The sequence below is a fragment of the Streptomyces sp. NPDC007189 genome (genome assembly GCF_040703635.1).
Lineage (GTDB): Bacteria > Actinomycetota > Actinomycetes > Streptomycetales > Streptomycetaceae > Streptomyces.
Window position 1 is genome coordinate 229,042 of sequence record NZ_JBEYEY010000014.1, and the last position, 16,356, is coordinate 245,397.

11 protein-coding genes are annotated in these 16,356 nt (G+C 73.9%); 3 read left to right on the forward strand and 8 right to left on the reverse strand.

The features are described from left to right. Positions 1–646 precede the first annotated feature (646 nt). A complete protein-coding gene (locus AB0950_RS27380; RefSeq protein ID WP_366779631.1) occupies positions 647–1,693 on the reverse strand; it encodes a galactosyldiacylglycerol synthase in 1,047 nt (348 codons plus the stop codon). Between the two features lie 238 nt (positions 1,694–1,931). Between AB0950_RS27380 and AB0950_RS27385 the strand changes: the two genes are divergently transcribed. Further along, a complete protein-coding gene (locus tag AB0950_RS27385) occupies positions 1,932–2,750 on the forward strand; it encodes a ribonuclease BN (protein ID WP_360148683.1) in 819 nt (272 codons plus the stop codon). Here the strand turns inward: AB0950_RS27385 and AB0950_RS27390 are convergent. From AB0950_RS27390 to AB0950_RS27410, 5 genes are all read right to left on the reverse strand, one after another. Further along, positions 2,747–5,563 (reverse strand): NHLP bacteriocin export ABC transporter permease/ATPase subunit, encoded by a 2,817-nt coding sequence (locus AB0950_RS27390; RefSeq protein ID WP_360148679.1) that lies wholly within the window; start codon positions 5,561–5,563, stop codon positions 2,747–2,749. The genes AB0950_RS27385 and AB0950_RS27390 overlap by 4 nt on opposite strands. A 1-nt stretch (position 5,564) precedes the next feature. Further along, the gene (locus AB0950_RS27395) at positions 5,565–7,784 is read right to left on the reverse strand and encodes an NHLP family bacteriocin export ABC transporter peptidase/permease/ATPase subunit (protein WP_360574531.1); all 2,220 of its coding nucleotides are present in this window, start codon (positions 7,782–7,784) and stop codon (positions 5,565–5,567) included. Continuing rightward, complete coding sequence (locus tag AB0950_RS27400) at positions 7,781–8,587, reverse strand: HlyD family efflux transporter periplasmic adaptor subunit (protein WP_360148673.1); 807 nt, start codon at positions 8,585–8,587, stop codon at positions 7,781–7,783. The genes AB0950_RS27395 and AB0950_RS27400 overlap by 4 nt, the downstream gene beginning before the upstream one ends. 99 nt (positions 8,588–8,686) lie before the next feature. Next, on the reverse strand, positions 8,687–8,902 hold the full coding sequence (locus AB0950_RS27405; protein WP_360148670.1) for a type A2 lantipeptide: 216 nt from the start codon (positions 8,900–8,902) through the stop codon (positions 8,687–8,689). 455 nt (positions 8,903–9,357) lie between these two features. Beyond that, positions 9,358–9,771, reverse strand: coding sequence for a PaaI family thioesterase (locus AB0950_RS27410; RefSeq protein ID WP_360148667.1), 414 nt, complete (start codon positions 9,769–9,771; stop codon positions 9,358–9,360). 198 nt (positions 9,772–9,969) lie between these two features. Here AB0950_RS27410 and AB0950_RS27415 point away from each other — a divergent pair, with 198 nt between their 5' ends. Further along, the gene (locus AB0950_RS27415; protein WP_360149768.1) at positions 9,970–11,340 is read left to right on the forward strand and encodes a S1 family peptidase; all 1,371 of its coding nucleotides are present in this window, start codon (positions 9,970–9,972) and stop codon (positions 11,338–11,340) included. A gap of 181 nt (positions 11,341–11,521) precedes the next feature. Here AB0950_RS27415 and AB0950_RS27420 read toward each other — a convergent pair whose 3' ends face one another. Next, positions 11,522–13,657, reverse strand: coding sequence for a SpoIIE family protein phosphatase (locus AB0950_RS27420; protein WP_366779613.1), 2,136 nt, complete (start codon positions 13,655–13,657; stop codon positions 11,522–11,524). A 365-nt stretch (positions 13,658–14,022) separates the two neighbouring features. Between AB0950_RS27420 and AB0950_RS27425 the strand changes: the two genes are divergently transcribed. Next, positions 14,023–14,631, forward strand: a complete 609-nt coding sequence (locus AB0950_RS27425) for a response regulator transcription factor (protein ID WP_360148661.1) — start codon at positions 14,023–14,025, stop codon at positions 14,629–14,631. On the opposite strand, the gene AB0950_RS27430 is transcribed toward AB0950_RS27425, so the two are convergent. After that, positions 14,632–16,356: an ABC transporter ATP-binding protein gene (locus tag AB0950_RS27430; RefSeq protein WP_366779614.1), complete on the reverse strand. Its 1,725-nt coding sequence runs from the start codon at positions 16,354–16,356 to the stop codon at positions 14,632–14,634.

Below are 16,356 nucleotides of genomic sequence, written 5' to 3' on the forward strand. Positions count from 1 at the left end.
GGGGTGGGCCGGGTTCGTCGTGGGGTCTGCCGTCGCGGGTGGCCGGTGGGGGGCGGCGCGTGTGACGGAGCCACTGGGCAGGGGCCGGCCGGGTTCGCCGCGGGCGGCCAGTGAGGGGAGGACGGCGCGCCTGACGGACGCACCGGGCACGGGTCGGCCGGGTTCTCCGTGGCGTCTGCTGTCGCGGGTGGCCGGTGGGGGAGGGGCTGCGAGTGTGGAGGGGCTGCGCGTTGTGAGGGAGGCACCGGTCGGGGGTCGGCAGGGCTCGCCGCGGCGTTTGTGGCCGAAAGCGGCCGGTGGGGGAAGGGCGGCGCTTGTGACGGAGGTACCGGGCACGGATCGGCCGGGCTCGCCGTGGCGTCTGCGGCCGTGGGCGGCCAGTGGGGGAGATGCGGCGCATGTGACGGGGGTACTGGGCGGGGGTCGGCCAGGTTCGCCGTGGCGTCTGCTGTCACCGGCGGCCGGTGAGGGGACGGCGCGTGTGACGGAGGCACCGGGCACGGGCTCGCCGCGGTATCCGGGCAGCGGTCTGCCGGTGACGGTGGAACAGCTCAGCTCACGGGAGTCCCCGGGACGGGCGGCGCCGTGCGGCAGGGCGCGGCGCCGGATCAGGCGGCCGGGGAGCACGCGGTGGCGGGCCGTCGGGTCACGGCCCCGTCGTGTACGCCATCGGGTCGGCCCGGAACAGGGACCGCCCCCGGGCCACCCGCCGCGCCCGTTCCGGTCCGCCCTCCGTGAGCCGGGCGAGCGCGGCCAGCAGAGCGGCGCCGTCCGGGGCGAGTTCCGAGACGCCGAGGCCGGACATCCGCCGGACCCCGTCCACGCCGTGGCCGGGCAGCGGCCGGTACCCGATCACGGGCAGCCCGGCGGCCAGGGCCTGTACGGCGGTCTGGCCGGCCGCGTTGTCCACCAGCGCGTACGCGGCGGCCAGCAGCCCCGGCATGTCGTCCACCCAGTCCAGCGCGAGCACCCCGGGCGCCCGGGACACCCGCGCCCGCAGCCGCGCGTTGCGCCCGCAGAGCACCACCGGCAGGTAGCCGGCCTCCCACAGCAGCCGGGCGGTGCCGTCCGCACGGTGCGCCGCACCCCAGGCGCCCGCGGACAGCAGGACCGCCGGCCGGCCGCGCGCCCGCTGTTCGAAGCGCTTTCGCCACGCCGCCGCGCCGGGCGCCGGTGCGCGAAAGGCGGGCGCGACCGCCGGGCCGGTCGTCACCGCAGGCGTGCCCAGGGCCCGGCGCACCTCGGCCGCCGCCTCGTCCGTGAGGCACAGGTACCGGTCGTTGCCGGGGTGCAGCCACTGCCGGTGCACCGCGAAGTCGACGAGGAACACGGTGCTCGGCACAAGCAGCCGGCCCCGGGCCCGCAGATGACCGGTGAGCTGCGCGGCCAGATGGAAGACGGGCACCACCGCGTCGGCGTCCAGCCGCTCCACCAGGTCCGTCAGCGCGTCGGCGGCCAGCCGGGCCAGCGGGACCCCGCTGGGGCGCGGCCCCCTGCCGCCGCGCAGGAAGGCGCCGTAGACACCGGCGTACGCCCACGGGAAGTGCCGTACCGAGGCCTGGTAGGACCGGCGCAGCCCGCCGCCCAGGCCGTACGGCAGCAGGTGCAGGATGTCCGCCACATGCGGCTTCAGTCCGCGGGCCGTGGCCCGGCGGGCCAGTTCGGCGGCCACGGTGTCATGGCCGGCGCCCATGCTCGCGCTGAGGATCAGCGGCCGCCGGCTCGGCGGGGACGCGTCCGTGGAGGGCACCTCGGCAGGAGTACGCACGGGGTCCGATTGTCCGGTGGGCGCCGCCCGCAAACCGGTCACCCGGCCGCCGTGTCGCCCCGGCGCGATCAGCCGACACGGCGGGCACGCGAGTTGCCCGGAGCGGGCCGGGGTGGATGAATCGGCTCAGGAGAGCGTGTGGGCGGCGAGCACGGGAGGAGCCGTGAGGTGGTGGCGGCGCGGCCTGCACCGCGCTTGGGAGTGGCTCAGGGCCGGGGCCCTGTTCGAGCACGGCCGCGAGCTGGAGCTGATGCACCGCGCCATGGGGTTCGCGACCCTGGCCCTGGTGACGCTGGCGCCCATGCTCATCGTGGTCGCCGCCGCCGATCCCCTGGTGCGGGGCGGTTTCGCCTCCTGGCTCACCGACGGCATGGGCCTGTCCGGGCGGTCCGCCGATGTGGTCACCGGTGTCATCAGCCCGCCGCGCAAGGTCATCGGCACCACCAGCGTCTGGGGCGGTGTGCTGCTGGCCGTGTTCGGCGTGTCCTTCGGCGGCAGCGTGCAGAACGCCTACGAACGCATCTGGGGCCTGGCCTCCGGCCCCTGGCACCGGGTGTGGCGGCAGGCGACCTGGCTGATCGTGCTCACCGCCTACCTCTACCAGGAGGTCGCGAGCAAGAACACACTGCGCGGGGGCCAGCGGATCGGGCTGTCCGCGGTGACCGGCGTGCTGTTCTTCTGGTGGGGGCAGCGCTTCCTGCTGGGCGGGCAGATCCGCTGGCGCTCCCTGCTGCCGGGCGCGCTCGCCACCGTCATCGGCCTGGCCGGTCTGCGGGCCTTCTCCTACCTGGTGTTCACCCCGCTCATCGTCACCAACGCGCTCAGCTACGGCGCCGTCGGCACCGTCCTCGTCGTGGAGTCCTGGCTCATCGGCGTCGGGTTCGTCATCTACGGCGGCGCCCTGTTCGGCCGCTGGTTCTGCGAGCACCACTGGCGGCCGGGCCACCACGAGCACCCACGGGGCGAGAAGGAGTGCGGCTAGGCCATCTGGCGGCGCACCAGCTCGTGCAGTCGGCCCGTGGTGTCGGCGAGCAGTTCCGCCGGGGTGCCCTGCTGGACGACCTTGCCGTCCTCCATCACGATCACCCGGTCGGCGTCCAGGACCGTCGACAGGCGGTGCGCGATGACGATGCGGGTGGCGTTCAGCTTGCGGGTGCTGTCGATGACGATGCGCTGCGTGTCGTTGTCCAGGGCGCTGGTGGCCTCGTCGAAGAACAGGATCCGCGGGCGCCGGATCAGCGCCTGGGCGATCATCAGACGCTGCCGCTGCCCGCCGGAGATCGCGCCGTTGCCGGCCACGATCGTGTGCAGGCCCATCGGCATCCGCTTGATGTCCTCCGCGAGCCCCGCCATCTCGGCCGCCGCCATCGCCTCCTCCGGCGTGTACGGCTCGGTGCCGCAGATGACGTCCAGGATGGAGCCGGTGAAGGGCTGCGCGTGCTGCAGGACCACCCCGCACTGGCGGCGCACCGCCGACTGGTCCAGGGCCGCCAGGTCCTGGCCGTCGTACAGGACGCTGCCGGAGACCGGCTTGTCGAAGCCGATCAGCAGCCGCAGCAGCGTGGACTTGCCGCAGCCGCTCGGGCCGACGATCGCCACGAACTCGCCCGGCCGGACGGCGAAGGACACGTCGTCCAGGACGAGCGGCCCGTCGTCGGCGTACCGGAAGGACAGCCGGCGGGCCTCGATCCCGCCGGACAGCGGGCCCGGCCGGGTGCTGGACGTGCGCACCTCGGGCGTCGCCTCGAAGACCGGCTTGATCTCCTCGAACAGCGGCAGCGCGGCCACCGCCGACACGAAGGAGCCGGTCAGCTGGGTGACCGAGGTCAGCACCATCGTCACCGACGTGTTGAAGGTCAAAAAGTCGGACGCCGACATCGCGCCCTTCGCCGGGCCCGCCAGCAGCATGAACATCAACAGCGTGCACACCGGCAGATAGATCCCGCCGAGGACGGTGGTGAGGTTCTTGATCCGGCCGACCTTCTGCTGCAGCTCCCGGCTGCGCGCGAACTGGCGCGCCCATGCGGCGTAGGCGTAGTTCTCGGCCGCCGCGACCCGCAGCTTGGGCAGGCCGCGCAGGGTCTGGAACGCCTGGTTGTTCAGCTTGTTGCCGAGCACCGTCAGCTTGCGCTGCCAGCGCACCTGCCACAGCCCGAGCCCCAGGAACACGGCCGCGATCACGACGAGCATGCCGAGCGCCGCCAGGGCCATCGACGGGCTGTACCAGAACAGCAGGCCCAGGTTCATCGCACCGACCGTCACCGACTGCGCGACCACCGGGCCCACGCCCGCCAGCAGCCGGCGGATCGCGCTGATGCCCATCGCCGCACTGGCCAGCTCGCCGGTGGAGCGCTGGGTGAAGAACCGGGTCGGCAGCCGCAGCAGCCTGTCCCACACGGCCGGCTGGAGCGCGGCCTCGATCCGGCCCTCCAGACGCAGGATGGACAGGTTCTCCAGCAGCGTGAACGCCGCCGCGACCACCCCGCTCACCATCACCGCCAGGCACACCTGCACGATCGGGCCGGTCTGCGCCCTCGGCACGAACTCGCCGAGCACCTTGCCCGTCGCGACCGGCACCAGCGCGCCGATCGCCACCGTCACCAGGCCCGCCAGCAACAGGGCGAGCACATCGCCGCGGGTGCCGCGCAGGCTGAACCGCAGCAGGCCGAGCGGGCTGAGCGCCCTGTCGGGCAGCGGCCGGTAGAACATCACCGCGCGCGGCTCGAACTCCTCCGCGTTCGCCTTCTCGATCGGGGTCTCGCGGCCCGTTCCGGGATGGACGGCCACATAGCCGCCGCGCCGCCACAGCAGCGCGACCGGCGCCCCCGACAGCGCCCGGTGCCCGACCAGCGGGCCCACGTTCTCCCGCCACCAGCGCCCCTGGAGCCGTACGGCGCGGGCGCGCACCCGGGAGGCGAGCGCCACCCGCTCGATCGGATCGAGGCGTTCGCTCTCGGTACCGCTCTGCGCGGGCTCGGCGAGCGTGATCCCGGCCGCCTCGGCGACCAGCTTGCAGGCGGCGTACCCGGCGTCGGCGTCGGCGGCCGTGGTCCGGCGGGCCGAGCGCTTGCCGATGGAGGCCAGCAGGGTCTGGTCGGCCTGGGCGCGTACCGCCTCACCGGCCTTGATCCCGGCGGCCGTACGGGTCTCGTGGCTGCGCTCCAGCTGCTCGATCCACCGGTCCAGCGCGGTCAGCAGCCGGTACTGCTGGTCCACCATGGACTGCCACAGCGCCGGGTCCATCAGCAGGTCGGCGGCGGCCTCCGCCCCGTACAGCGAGCCGTACTGGACGCTGCCCGGCGGCACCTGCATCCAGAACACGTCGTCGTCCGTGGGCGTGGCGGGCCGCTCCTCCGCCATCGGCGCCTGGAACAGCACGGACAGGCCGCGGCCGACGCCGAGCGCGACCGCGTACTCCAGCGGGCTGGTCGCGGGCGGCACGTACTGCGGGTTGCCGTACTCGTCGTACGACCACGTCTGGGTGTTCGCCGGCTGGTACAGCTCGCGCAGGTTGATGCGGTGCACCACGCAGTCCCGGACCGGGCGGGCCACCAGGGTGTGCTGGGGTCCGGCGACCGGGCCGAGCAGCAGCGTGCCCGCCTCCAGCCGGCCCAGGTGGTGCCAGTGGCCCTGCTGGGCGGCGTCCACCGCGAACAGGTCCAGGGCGCCGGCCGCGACCAGCCACAGCACCTGGGGGCCCTCGAGGTCGAGGCGGTTGAAGCCGGCGCAGTCGATGCGCGCGCCCAGCGAGCCGAGCGCGCCCAGGACCAGATCGCCTTCCTGTACGGACGTCATCTCATCGCTCCCTGACCAGCGCGGCGTACGCGCCGCCGCGCGCCACCAGCTCCTCGTGCCGTCCGCGCTCCACGACCGTGCCGTGCTGCAGCACCACGATCTCGTCGCTGTCGCGGACCGTGCTCAGCCGGTGCGCGATCACCACGCAGGCGCAGCCGCGCCGGCGCAGGTTGTCCATCACGGCCTGCTCGGTCTCCGCGTCCAGCGCGCTGGTCACCTCGTCCAGGACCAGGATGCTCGGCCTGCGCACCAGCGCCCGCGCGATCTCCAGGCGCTGCCGCTGCCCGCCGGAGAAGTTGTGGCCGTCCTGCTCGACCCTGCTGTGGATGCCGCCGGGCCGGCGCATCACCACGTCGTACAGGGCCGCGTCCTTCAGCGCCTCCACCACGGCCTCGTCCGGGATCGACGGGTCCCACAGCGCCACGTTGTCGCGGACCGAGCCCTCGAAGAGGAACACGTCCTGGTCGACGAAGGACACCGAGGCGGCGAGCGCGCCGCGCGGGATGTCCTCCAGCCGGCGGCCGTCGATGCGGATCACCCCGTCCCACGGCGTGTACAGGCCCGAGATCAGCCGGGACACCGTGGACTTGCCGCTGCCGGAGCCGCCGACCAGCGCCACCTGCTGCCCCGGCCCCACGGTCAGGTCGAAGCCGCTCAGCAGCGGCTTGTCCAGCGGGCTGTAGCCGAAGGTGATGTTCTCCAGCTCGACGTGCCCCTGCAGCCGCCGGGTGGAGTCGGCGCCGCCCGGGCGGGCGTAGAGCGGGTCGGCCTGGAAGTTCTCCACGTCCTTCAGCCGGGCCACGTCGGCGGCGAAGTCCTGGATGCGGCCCGCGACGCCGTTGAGCCGGGTCAGCGGCGCGGTGAAGCGGGTGACCAGCGCCTGGAAGGCGACCAGCAGACCCACCGAGATGTGCCCCTCGACCGCGCGCAGACCGCCGATCCACAGAATCAGCGCGCTGTTGAACGTGGCGAGCGTCGGCGCGACCACACCGAGCCAGGCGCTGGGCACCCCGAGCCGCTGCTGCTCCTCCAGGGTGGTGGCGTGCTGCCCGGCCCACTTGCGGAAGTAGCCGTCCTCGCCGCCGGTCGCCTTCATCGTCTCGATCAGCTGCAGACCGGTGTACGAGGTGTTGGTGAGCCGTGCCGTGTCCGCGCGCAGCTTCGCCGTACGGGTCGCGCGCAGCCGGACCACCAGCCGCATGGCGACCACGTTGAGCAGCGCCACGCCGATGCCGACGAACGTCAGCTGCGGGTCGTAGGTGTAGAGCAGCACGGCGTACAGCACGACGACGATGGCGTCCACGCCGGCCGCCGCGAGGTCGCGGGCCAGGGTCTCGGCGACCTGGTCGTTGGACTGCAGGCGCTGCACCAGGTCGGCGGGGGAGCGCTGGGCGAAGAAGGTCACCGGCAGCCGCAGCAGATGGCGCAGGAAGCGGGCGCTGGAGAGGGTGGAGGAGATGATCCGGCCGTGCAGCAGGTTGGCCTGCTGCAGCCAGGTCAGCACCAGCGTGAGCAGGACGCAGGCGGCCATCGAGGCGAACAGCACGCCGAGCAGGGAGGTCTGGCCGCCGATGAGGAACGTGTCGATGTAGGTGCGGCCGAGCGCGGGCACCGCGGCGCCGACCGCGACCAGCAGCAGGCTGGCCAGGACGGCGGCGGGCAGGGTGCCGGCGGTGCCGCGCAGCCGGGCCGGCATCGCGCCGAGCACGCCCGCCCGGCGGCCGCCCTTGGTGAAGCCGTCGCCCGGCTCCATCACCAGCACCACACCGGTGAAGCTGCCGTCGAACTCCTCCATGGGCACGAACCGGCGGCCCTTGGCGGGGTCGTTGATGTACACGCCCCGGCGGCCGAAGCGGCGGCCCATGCCGTCGAAGACGACGTAGTGGTTGAACTCCCAGAACAGGACGGCCGGCGCCGCCACCTCGGCGAGCGCGGCCAGGTCCATCTGCATGCCCTTGGCGGTCAGGCCGTAACTGCGCGCCGCCTTGAGCAGGTTGGAGGCGCGCGAGCCGTCGCGGGAGACACCGCAGGCGATGCGCAGCTCCTCCAGCGGAACGTGCCGGCCGTAGTGCGCGAGGACCATCGCGAGGGAGGCGGCGCCGCACTCGACGGCCTCCATCTGGAGCACGGTCGGCGTGCGGACCGTTTTGCCGCGGGGCTTGGGGACCGGCCGCTTGGCGGGGGCGGCGCGTCTGCGGCCGCGTTCCTGGGTGGCGGTCACGGGAGCAGCCAATCGACGGGATGCTGGTCGGCCAGCTTGATGGAACCGGAGGCGAGGGTCATGGAGTCCAGCCGGAACGGCGGCCCGTCCGTGGTGGACCAGCGGTAACCGCTCTTGGTGGCCGACGACTTGTCGAGGGCGACCAGGACGGCCACCGGGCGGCCCTTGCGGGTGAACTGCTCGCCGAGCTGGCTGTCGCCGAGGAAGGCGGAGATCGACTGGGCGGACTGCGCGGTGCGGTCCACCGACTTCACCTCGCCGCGCAGCACGCCGTACGTCTGCGCCGGCACCGAGGACACGGTGAGGTCGACGGAGGCGTGCGCCGGGATGCCGGCGGCGCTCTCGGCGGGGACGTACACGGTCGCGTACAGCGGGTCGGAGGCGTGGGCGACCTTCTCCACGGCGGCCACGTTCGTGCCGGTCTGGATGATCTGCCCGATGGTGGCGGCGAGCGTGGTGACCCGGCCCGCGGCGACCGTGCGGACCACCGCGTCGCCCTGCTGCGTACGGACCTTGAGGACCGGGGCGTTCGCGGGCAGCCGCTCGCCCTGCCGGGCCAGGACGGCCGTCACCTGCCCGGACACCGGGCTCTGGAGCACATAGCTGCCCTGCCCGTGGGTGAGGACGGCCGGGGCGCTCACCGTGGAGGCGACCGAACCGGTCACCGCCCACACGGAGGCCGCCGCCATCACGACGACGGTGACACCGAGGGCCAGCCAGCCCTGGGGGCGGGCCAGCCGCACCGGGAGGTCCAGCTCTTCCGGTGACTGGAGCTTGGCGAGGGCCTGTTGGCGGAACTGCACGGAACTTCCCTCACCTGTGGGAGAGACGCGGGTGTTTCAGGCATCCGAGAGCCCCGGAGCCGGCGAACGGCTCCGGGACTTCGGTGCGACGAGGTGCGATCAGAGACCGGCGACCAGGTCGGTGACCGGCTGCACGTTCAGACCGGTGACACCCTCGACGGTGCCGACGACCGTGTTCACGGCGCCGGAGACCGGGGCGACGCCGTTCACGGCGCCCGTGACGGTGTTCAGGGTGTTCAGGGACAGACCGCCGGAGACGTTGTCCAGCTCGGCGTCCGAGATCTCGACGGTCTCGACCTGGGGGGTGGAGTTCATGATGGAACTTCCCTTCCTGATGGATACTTCACAAGGGGGAGCGGCCCCCTCTGGGGGACAGACGGACGGCCGCCACCGCGGGCGCCGGGCCCCCGTCGCCGGGAGCCCGCCGTGAACCCCCGCGGTGCGATGGATCAAAGCACGCACGCGGGGCGGGCTTCCAATCAACCAGGGCTCTCACCAGGGCACTTGACCGGCGATGGAGTCCATCCGTGCAGGTCTGCGCACGCCATGTCGGCGACTCCTTCACATGCCGCACGGCATCGTCGCGCCGACGCCCTTGCCCGCCCGGCGGCGAATCCGGCACTCCGCGCCAAAGGCATGCGCGGGGGCGTGCGGATGTGCAGATCCGCCGTCGGCGGTGAGCCGCTTGGGTATTCGATGTGCAGATTCCCTGAAGGGAAGATTCCGCTACCCGCCCGGAACGGACCGTTACTGATTGGTAGCGGACCGTGTCAGCCCAGGATCGCGTACACCGTGCTCGCCCGGGCGGCGAGCGCCCCCGAGCCGGCGTCGCTCAGGGCGATGTCCGCGAACGCCATCCGGCGGCCCAGCTTCGTCAGCACCGCTTCGATCCGGACATCCGCACCGGACACCGCCCGCTGGAACGACGTCGACTGCTGAACGGTCGTCATCGGCACGAAGCCGCCCCGCGCGGCCGACACCGCGATCACCGTCGCCGTGTCGGCGGCCGCCATCAGCGCCTGCCCCGACAGACCGCCGCCCTCCCGGGCCAGCCGCTCCGACCAGGGCAGACGCAGCACGGCCCGGTCCTCGCCCACCGCCTCGACCGACAGCCCCAGATCGAGCACCCAGGGAGCGAAGTTCGCGGCGAGGATCTTGTCGGCTTCGGCCGGGGTCATCGTCATACGCGGGAGTGTTCCCGGCCGCCCACCGCGCCACGCGGGGCATGGCCGATTCGCCCGCCCGGCACGGCCGTCCGGAAACGGAATTGAACACACCGCGCGGCCGGTGCGTACGTACGGCCATCCAGGCGCCCCGAGACCAACTGCCCGCGAGCGGCAGCCCCCGTACCCAGGAGGTCGAGAAGTTTGAGTCACAAGCGAATGCCCAAGCGCAAGGCCGCGATAGCGGTGGGCGGTGTCGCGGCGCTCGGAGCGGCGGCCCTCCTGCTCCCGCACGCCAACGCCTCGCAGGACAAGGGCCAGGCGGCGGGCGGCACCGCGAAGACCCTGAAGGCCGCTCAGGCCTCCGGCCTCGCCGCCCAGTTGCAGAAGGCACTCGGTGACGCCTTCGCCGGGTCGTACTACGACAGCGGCAAACAGCAGCTCGTCGTCAACGTGGTCAGCGGCGACGACAACGTGATCCAGCAGGCGAAGAGCGCGGGCGCGATGGTCCGCCAGGTGAAGAACAGCACCCGCGACCTCAAGGCCGCCGCCACGACGCTGAAGACCAGGGCGACCATCCCGGGCACCTCCTGGGCCGTGGACCCGCGCACCGACAAGATCCTCGTCACCGCCGACTCCACCGTCACCGGCGCCAAGTGGAACAGACTGCAGTCGACCGTGCAGAGCCTCGGCTCCGGCATGGCGACCCTGAAGAAGTCCGCCGGCACCTTCAAGACCTTCGTCTCCGGCGGCGACGCCATCTTCGCCCAGGTGCAGGGCGGCGGCGTGCGCTGCTCCCTCGGCTTCAACGTCACCGCCTCCGACGGCAGCCCCGCCTTCCTGACGGCCGGTCACTGCGGGGTCGCCGCCAAGGACTGGTCCGACTCCCAGAACGGGCAGCCCATCGCCACCGTCGACCAGGCCAAGTTCCCCGGCAACGACTTCTCGCTCGTCAAGTACAACGACCCGAGCACCCAGGCGCCCAGCGAGGTCAACGCCGGCAACGGCCAGACCGTGCAGATCACCCAGGCCGCCGACGCCACGGTCGGCGAGACCGTGTTCCGGATGGGCTCCACCACCGGACTGCACGACGGCCAGGTCACCGGCCTCGACGCCACGGTCAACTTCCAGAGCGAGACGAACCCCGGCGGCGTCGACACCGTCAACGGCCTCATCCAGACCAACGTCTGCGCCGAGCCCGGCGACAGCGGCGGCTCGCTGTTCACCCAGGACGGCAGCGCGGTCGGCCTGACCTCCGGCGGCAGCGGCGACTGCACCAGCGGCGGCGAGACCTTCTTCCAGCCGGTCACCGCCGCCCTCCAGGCCACCGGCGCCACCCTCGGCAACGGAGCCGGCGACCAGTCCGGAGCCGGTGACCAGTCCGGCTCCGCCGATCCGTCGGCCTCGGCGGGCGACCAGTCCGGCGGCGGCGACCAGTCGGGCGCGGGCGACCAGTCCGGCGGCTCCGCCGACCCGTCCGCCTCGGCGGGCGACCCGTCGGGCGGCGGCAGCGACCAGTCCGGCAGCGGCAGCGACCAGTCCGGCGCCGGGGCCGGGGACGACGGGTCGTCGCTGACCAGTACGCGCTGAGCGTCCGGCGCCGAGGGGTGGCGATACAGGCCGCGGCGCCGTCGCGGCTGGTCGCGCAGTTCCCCGCACCCCTTTCCGGGCGCCGACCGGCACCCCCGTCTCCCCGCCGGCCTCACCCGCGGTTCCCGTCGGCGGGGAACGGTCCGGCCCTCCGGCGGGAGGGCCGGACCGCCGCACGCCGTCAGGCGTCCTGGCACGCCCGCAGCAGCAGCACCGCCACGTCGTCCACCCGATCCCGGGCCGCCGCGCTGTACCGGACCACCTCGTCCGCCAGCAGCTCCAGCGGCCGGTCGCCGATCTCCGACAGCAGGCCGCCGAGACCCACCAGCGCGTCCTCGATGTCGGTCTCGGGCGTCTCGACCAGACCGTCGGTGTACAGGAGGAGCACCGAGCCGGGAGCGAGCGACACCTCGGTCGTCGGGTACACCGCCGCCGGATCGATCCCCAGCAGCGGGCCGCCGGCCAGGTCCAGCACCCGCACCCGCCCGTCCGGCCGCCTCAGCAGCGGCGGCGGATGCCCCGCCCGCGCCATCACGGCCGTCCCGCGCGCCGGGTCCAGCCGCAGATACAGACAGCTGGCGAACAGCTCGGCGCCGAGGTCGAACACCAGCCGGTTCGTGCTGCGCATCACCTCGTGCGGCGCCTGGCCGACCGTGGTGTACGCCCGCACCCCGGTGCGGATCTGCCCCATCAGGGCCGCCGCGGTCACGTTGTGCCCCTGCACGTCCCCGATCACCGCCGCCGTCAGCGGCAGTGAGGGCACCAGGTCGTAGAAGTCGCCGCCGATCTCCATGCCGTGGGCGGCCGGCAGATAGCGGGCGGCCGCCTCGATGCCGGGCGGCGGCACCAGCGAGCGCGGCAGCAGGGCCTGCTGCAGCCCCTGCGCGAGCCGGTGCTTGGCGTCGTACAGCCGGGCCCGCTCCAGCGCCTGCGCGATCAGCCCGCCCAGGGACGTCAGCACGGCCCGCTCGTCCGCCGGGAAGACATGCGGCTCGGCGTAGGCCAGCACACACGTGCCCACCGGCCGCCCGGACGCGATCAGCGGCAGATACGCCCAGGCCGCGTAGCCGTCCGGGGTCACCTGTCGGCCCGGATACAGCCGCTCCAGCTGGTCCCGGGACTCGAAGAACGCCGGGACCCCGCTGGTCAGCACATGGGTGCCCGGAGTGCGCCGGGCCAGCGGCAGCCCGTGGAACCGCTCGACGGTGTGCGGGTCCCGGTACCCGCGATGCCCCAGCACGTGCAGCCGCCCGCCCTGCGAGCCGAGGATCACCAGCGCCTGGCTGCCGACCGCCGGCGCCACCTCGTCCCAGACCAGCTGCACCACGTCCTCCACCCCGACCGCCTCGGTCAGCCCGCCCGCGAAACTCAGCACCTGCGAGATCGACACCAGCCGGGACGGCGCGCTGTCCGCCCGCGGCGCCTCGCGCGCCATGTCCGCCACCGCCCTGGCCCGGCTGATCCGCATGCTCAGCCCCGTCGTGCTCGGATACATGCGGAACGACAGCCACTCGCCCGGCGGGCGCAGCGCCACGAACGACGTCGTCTGCTGGCTGAGCAGCGCACCCCGGTAACGGTCCTCGTACATCGGATCGTTCAGCCACGGCACCGACACCCACGGCAGGGTGCCCAGCAGCTCGCCCGCCGGTCGGCCGAGCAGCTCGGCGGCGGCCGCGTTGACGAACCCGATCCGGCCGTCAAGATCCAGCGACACCAGCCCGTACGGCAGCCGGGACACCATCCGCGCCGCCTCCACCGCGCCCATCGTCTCGGCCGCGGCCCACGCCGTCTCGGCCAGCACATCGGTCTCCCCGCCGAGCGTCCGGCCCTCCCCGGCGGCGCGCTCCAGCCGCAGCGCCAGCCGCTCGCAGGCCGCCCACAGCTGGTCCCGCTCCCCGTCGGACAGCTCCGGCGGATGCGTGCCGGGCCAGGTCACGAACACCGCGCCGTACACCTGCCGCTCGGTGGCCACGGGCAGCGCGGCGAGCGCGAACGGGTACGGCAGCACCACCGCGATGCGCGGATAGCAGCGGGCCATCTCCTCCTCGCCGCCCACCCACACCAGCCGCCGCTCGCGCACCGCGTCCGCGACCGGGATCGGCGCGGACAGCCCGACCCGCTCCCACGGCGCCGCGAACGCCCGCGGCATGCCCGCGTGCACCGACATCCTCAGAACCTGCTCACCGGGCCTGAGCAGGTACACCGCGCCGGAGTGCGCGTGCACCTCGTGCATCATCGACACCAGCGCGAGCGACAGCACGGGATGGGCGCCCGGTGTCGTGCCGGCCGCCGGTGCCGGTTCCGGCCCGTCGGACACGCCGACCACCTCCTCGTACGGCCGCGTCGCGCATCCTGGGGACAACGTTCCCCCGCGGGCGAGCCCGGCGCACGGCGAGCACCCGGCCGCAGGCCCGTCGTCCCGCCGGGGGATGCCATCGCATACCCCGTTCGCGTACACCCATGCCCGGACAGCGGAAGCGCGGGCGGCGTACGGGCGCCTGGCATGCGCCCCCGCGCACCCTGATGGCCGGATCTCCGCGCCCGCGAACGGTACCGGCACCGAAGAATGGGCACGCGCCGTCCGTGCGGGACCACGGCGCGCTGTGTGACGGCCACGACGGCGCGGACGGCGACGCGGAACGCGAGCGACGGGCGCAGGACGACCAAACGAGGGGGCGGGCAGTGATCCGGGTGCTTCTGGTGCAGGACGCGTGTCTGGTGCGATCGGTCCTGGCCGAGTGGCTGCGGCGGGAGCCCGGTCTGGACGTGGACGACACACCGTGGCGGGGCGCCGTCGGCCGGGTGCGTTCCTTACGGCCCGACGTGTGCGCGGCGGACCTCGACTGGGCCGACGGGCCCGGCGTGCCGCCGCTGGCCGACCTGTGCCCGCCCGGCCCCGGCGGCACGCCGCCGGCACTGGTGGTGCTGGCCCAGGCGAACCGGCCCGGCCTGCTGAAACGGGCTGCCGAGGCGGGCGCGCTCGGTTACGTCGACAAGGCGGGCGCACCGGAACGGCTGGTGCGTGCCATCCGGTCCGTCGCCGCGAGGGAACGTTTCATCGATCCCTCGCTGGGCTTCGGTTTCCTCAAAGCGGCGCAGATGCCGCTGACCAGACGCGAACTGAGCGTGCTGTCCCTGGCCGCCGGAGGCGCGACCGTCGCCGAGATCGCCGGGCGGCTCCACCTCTCGCACGGCACGGTCCGCAACTACATGGCGTCGATCACCCGCAAGACGGGGGCGCGGAACCGGATCGACGCCATTCGCATATCGCGCGGGGAGGGATGGGTGTGATCAGCGGGGCAGCGGGGCGGTGCTCGTCCAGCGGCCCGCCAGGTCCCGGTACAGCTCCGATGTGCGCAGCAGCTCCTCGTGGGTGCCGCAGGCGGTGCGCGCGCCGTCCATGACCAGGACGCGGTCGGCGCGGCGGGCGGAGCTGATCCGGTGCGCGACCACGATCAGCGTGCCGCCGGGGCGCGCCGCGAAGGCCCGCTCGGCCCGCGCCTCGGCCTCCGGGTCGAGATGACAGGTCGCCTCGTCCAGCAGGGCCAGCGGGGCGGGGCAGAGGTAGGCGCGGGTCAGCGCGACGAGCTGGCGCTCGCCCGCGGACAGCCGCGCGGGGTCGACGGGGGCGCGGGGCCCGCCCAGGCGCCGCAGCAGGGGCGTCAGGCCGACCGCGTCGGCGGCGGCGAGGAGTTCCGGCTCGGGTACCGGGGCCGGGCGGTGCAGGGCCAGGTTCTCGGCCAGGGTGCCGGAATGGACGTAGGCCTCCTGCGGGATGAGGACGGCGGAACAGGCCTGGACGGTGCCGTGCTGGGGGAGGAGCAGGCCGGAGATCAGTGCGGTGAGTGTCGACTTGCCGATTCCACTGGGGCCCACGACGGCCAGGTGGGTGCCGTGGGCAAGCGCGAGGTCGAGGTCCTTCAGCACGGGCTCGCTCGCGGGGCCGTAGGCGAAGGTGACCGAGGTGAGCAAGAGGGCGGTGTCCGGCGCGCTCGGCGAGGCGACGCCACTGACGACCGCGGCCCCGGGCCCCTCGGGGCGTGGGGCCAGCAGGCGGCGCAGCACCACCGTCAGGCGTGCGCCGCTGGTGCCCAGGCCGTGGACCAGGCTGGCGAGGGCGGGGAGCAGGGACTGGGTGACGTAGGTCAGCGCCCCCACCAGGGCTCCGGGCGTCACGCCGCGGTCGAGCAGCCACGGGGCCGTCACCAGCAGCAGCACCGCGGGCAGTTCGCCGCCCAGCGCCGGGGCGGCCACCCGGGTCACACTCCACCGGGCCAGGGCACGCGCGGAGCGCAGTTCCGCGTCGGTGCGCCGGGCGAGGGCGGCGGCGACGCGTTCCTCGGCGCCGGCCGCGGTGACGTCCCGCAGCGCCGGGACGACGGCGCCCAGTTCCTGGGCCAGTTCCTCGTCGGCGGTGAGGAAGGCCTCCTGACGGCGGGCCAGCGGGCGCAGCGTCGCGGCGAACAGGGCCGTCCCGGCGAGCAGCGGGGGCAGGACGACCGCCAGCAGCAGCGGGGCCAGCGAGAACAGGCCGATCAGGGCGCCGGCGGCGGTGAACAGGAACGAACGCGACACCAGCACCACACCGGCGAACGTGTCCCGGGCGATCTCCACCTGCTGGGTGAGCCCGGACAGCGCACCGGAGTCCGCCTGGCGCACCCCGCGCCCGACCACCGCCGTGACAAGGCGGTCCCGGGCCGGCTCCACCAGCGCGGCGACCACGCCGTACACCCGCCCCGTCCCGAACGCCCCGACCCCCACGGCGAGCCCCGCCGCCCCCAGCCACAGCAGCCCGGTCCGCGCGTCCCCGGCCAGGAACCCGGCGTCCAGCGCCCGTGCGAGGGCGTACCCGAGGACGAACGTCTGCCCCGCCTCCAGCACGGACCAGGCCCCCAGCCGGACCAGCACCGGCCACCGCTCCCGCAGAAACCGGTATCCATGGCCGCGGACCGGCGCCGGGTGTCCGGTGGCCGGCAGTGTGGTCTCCCGTCCGGATGAGCGTCCGGCGTCGGCCAT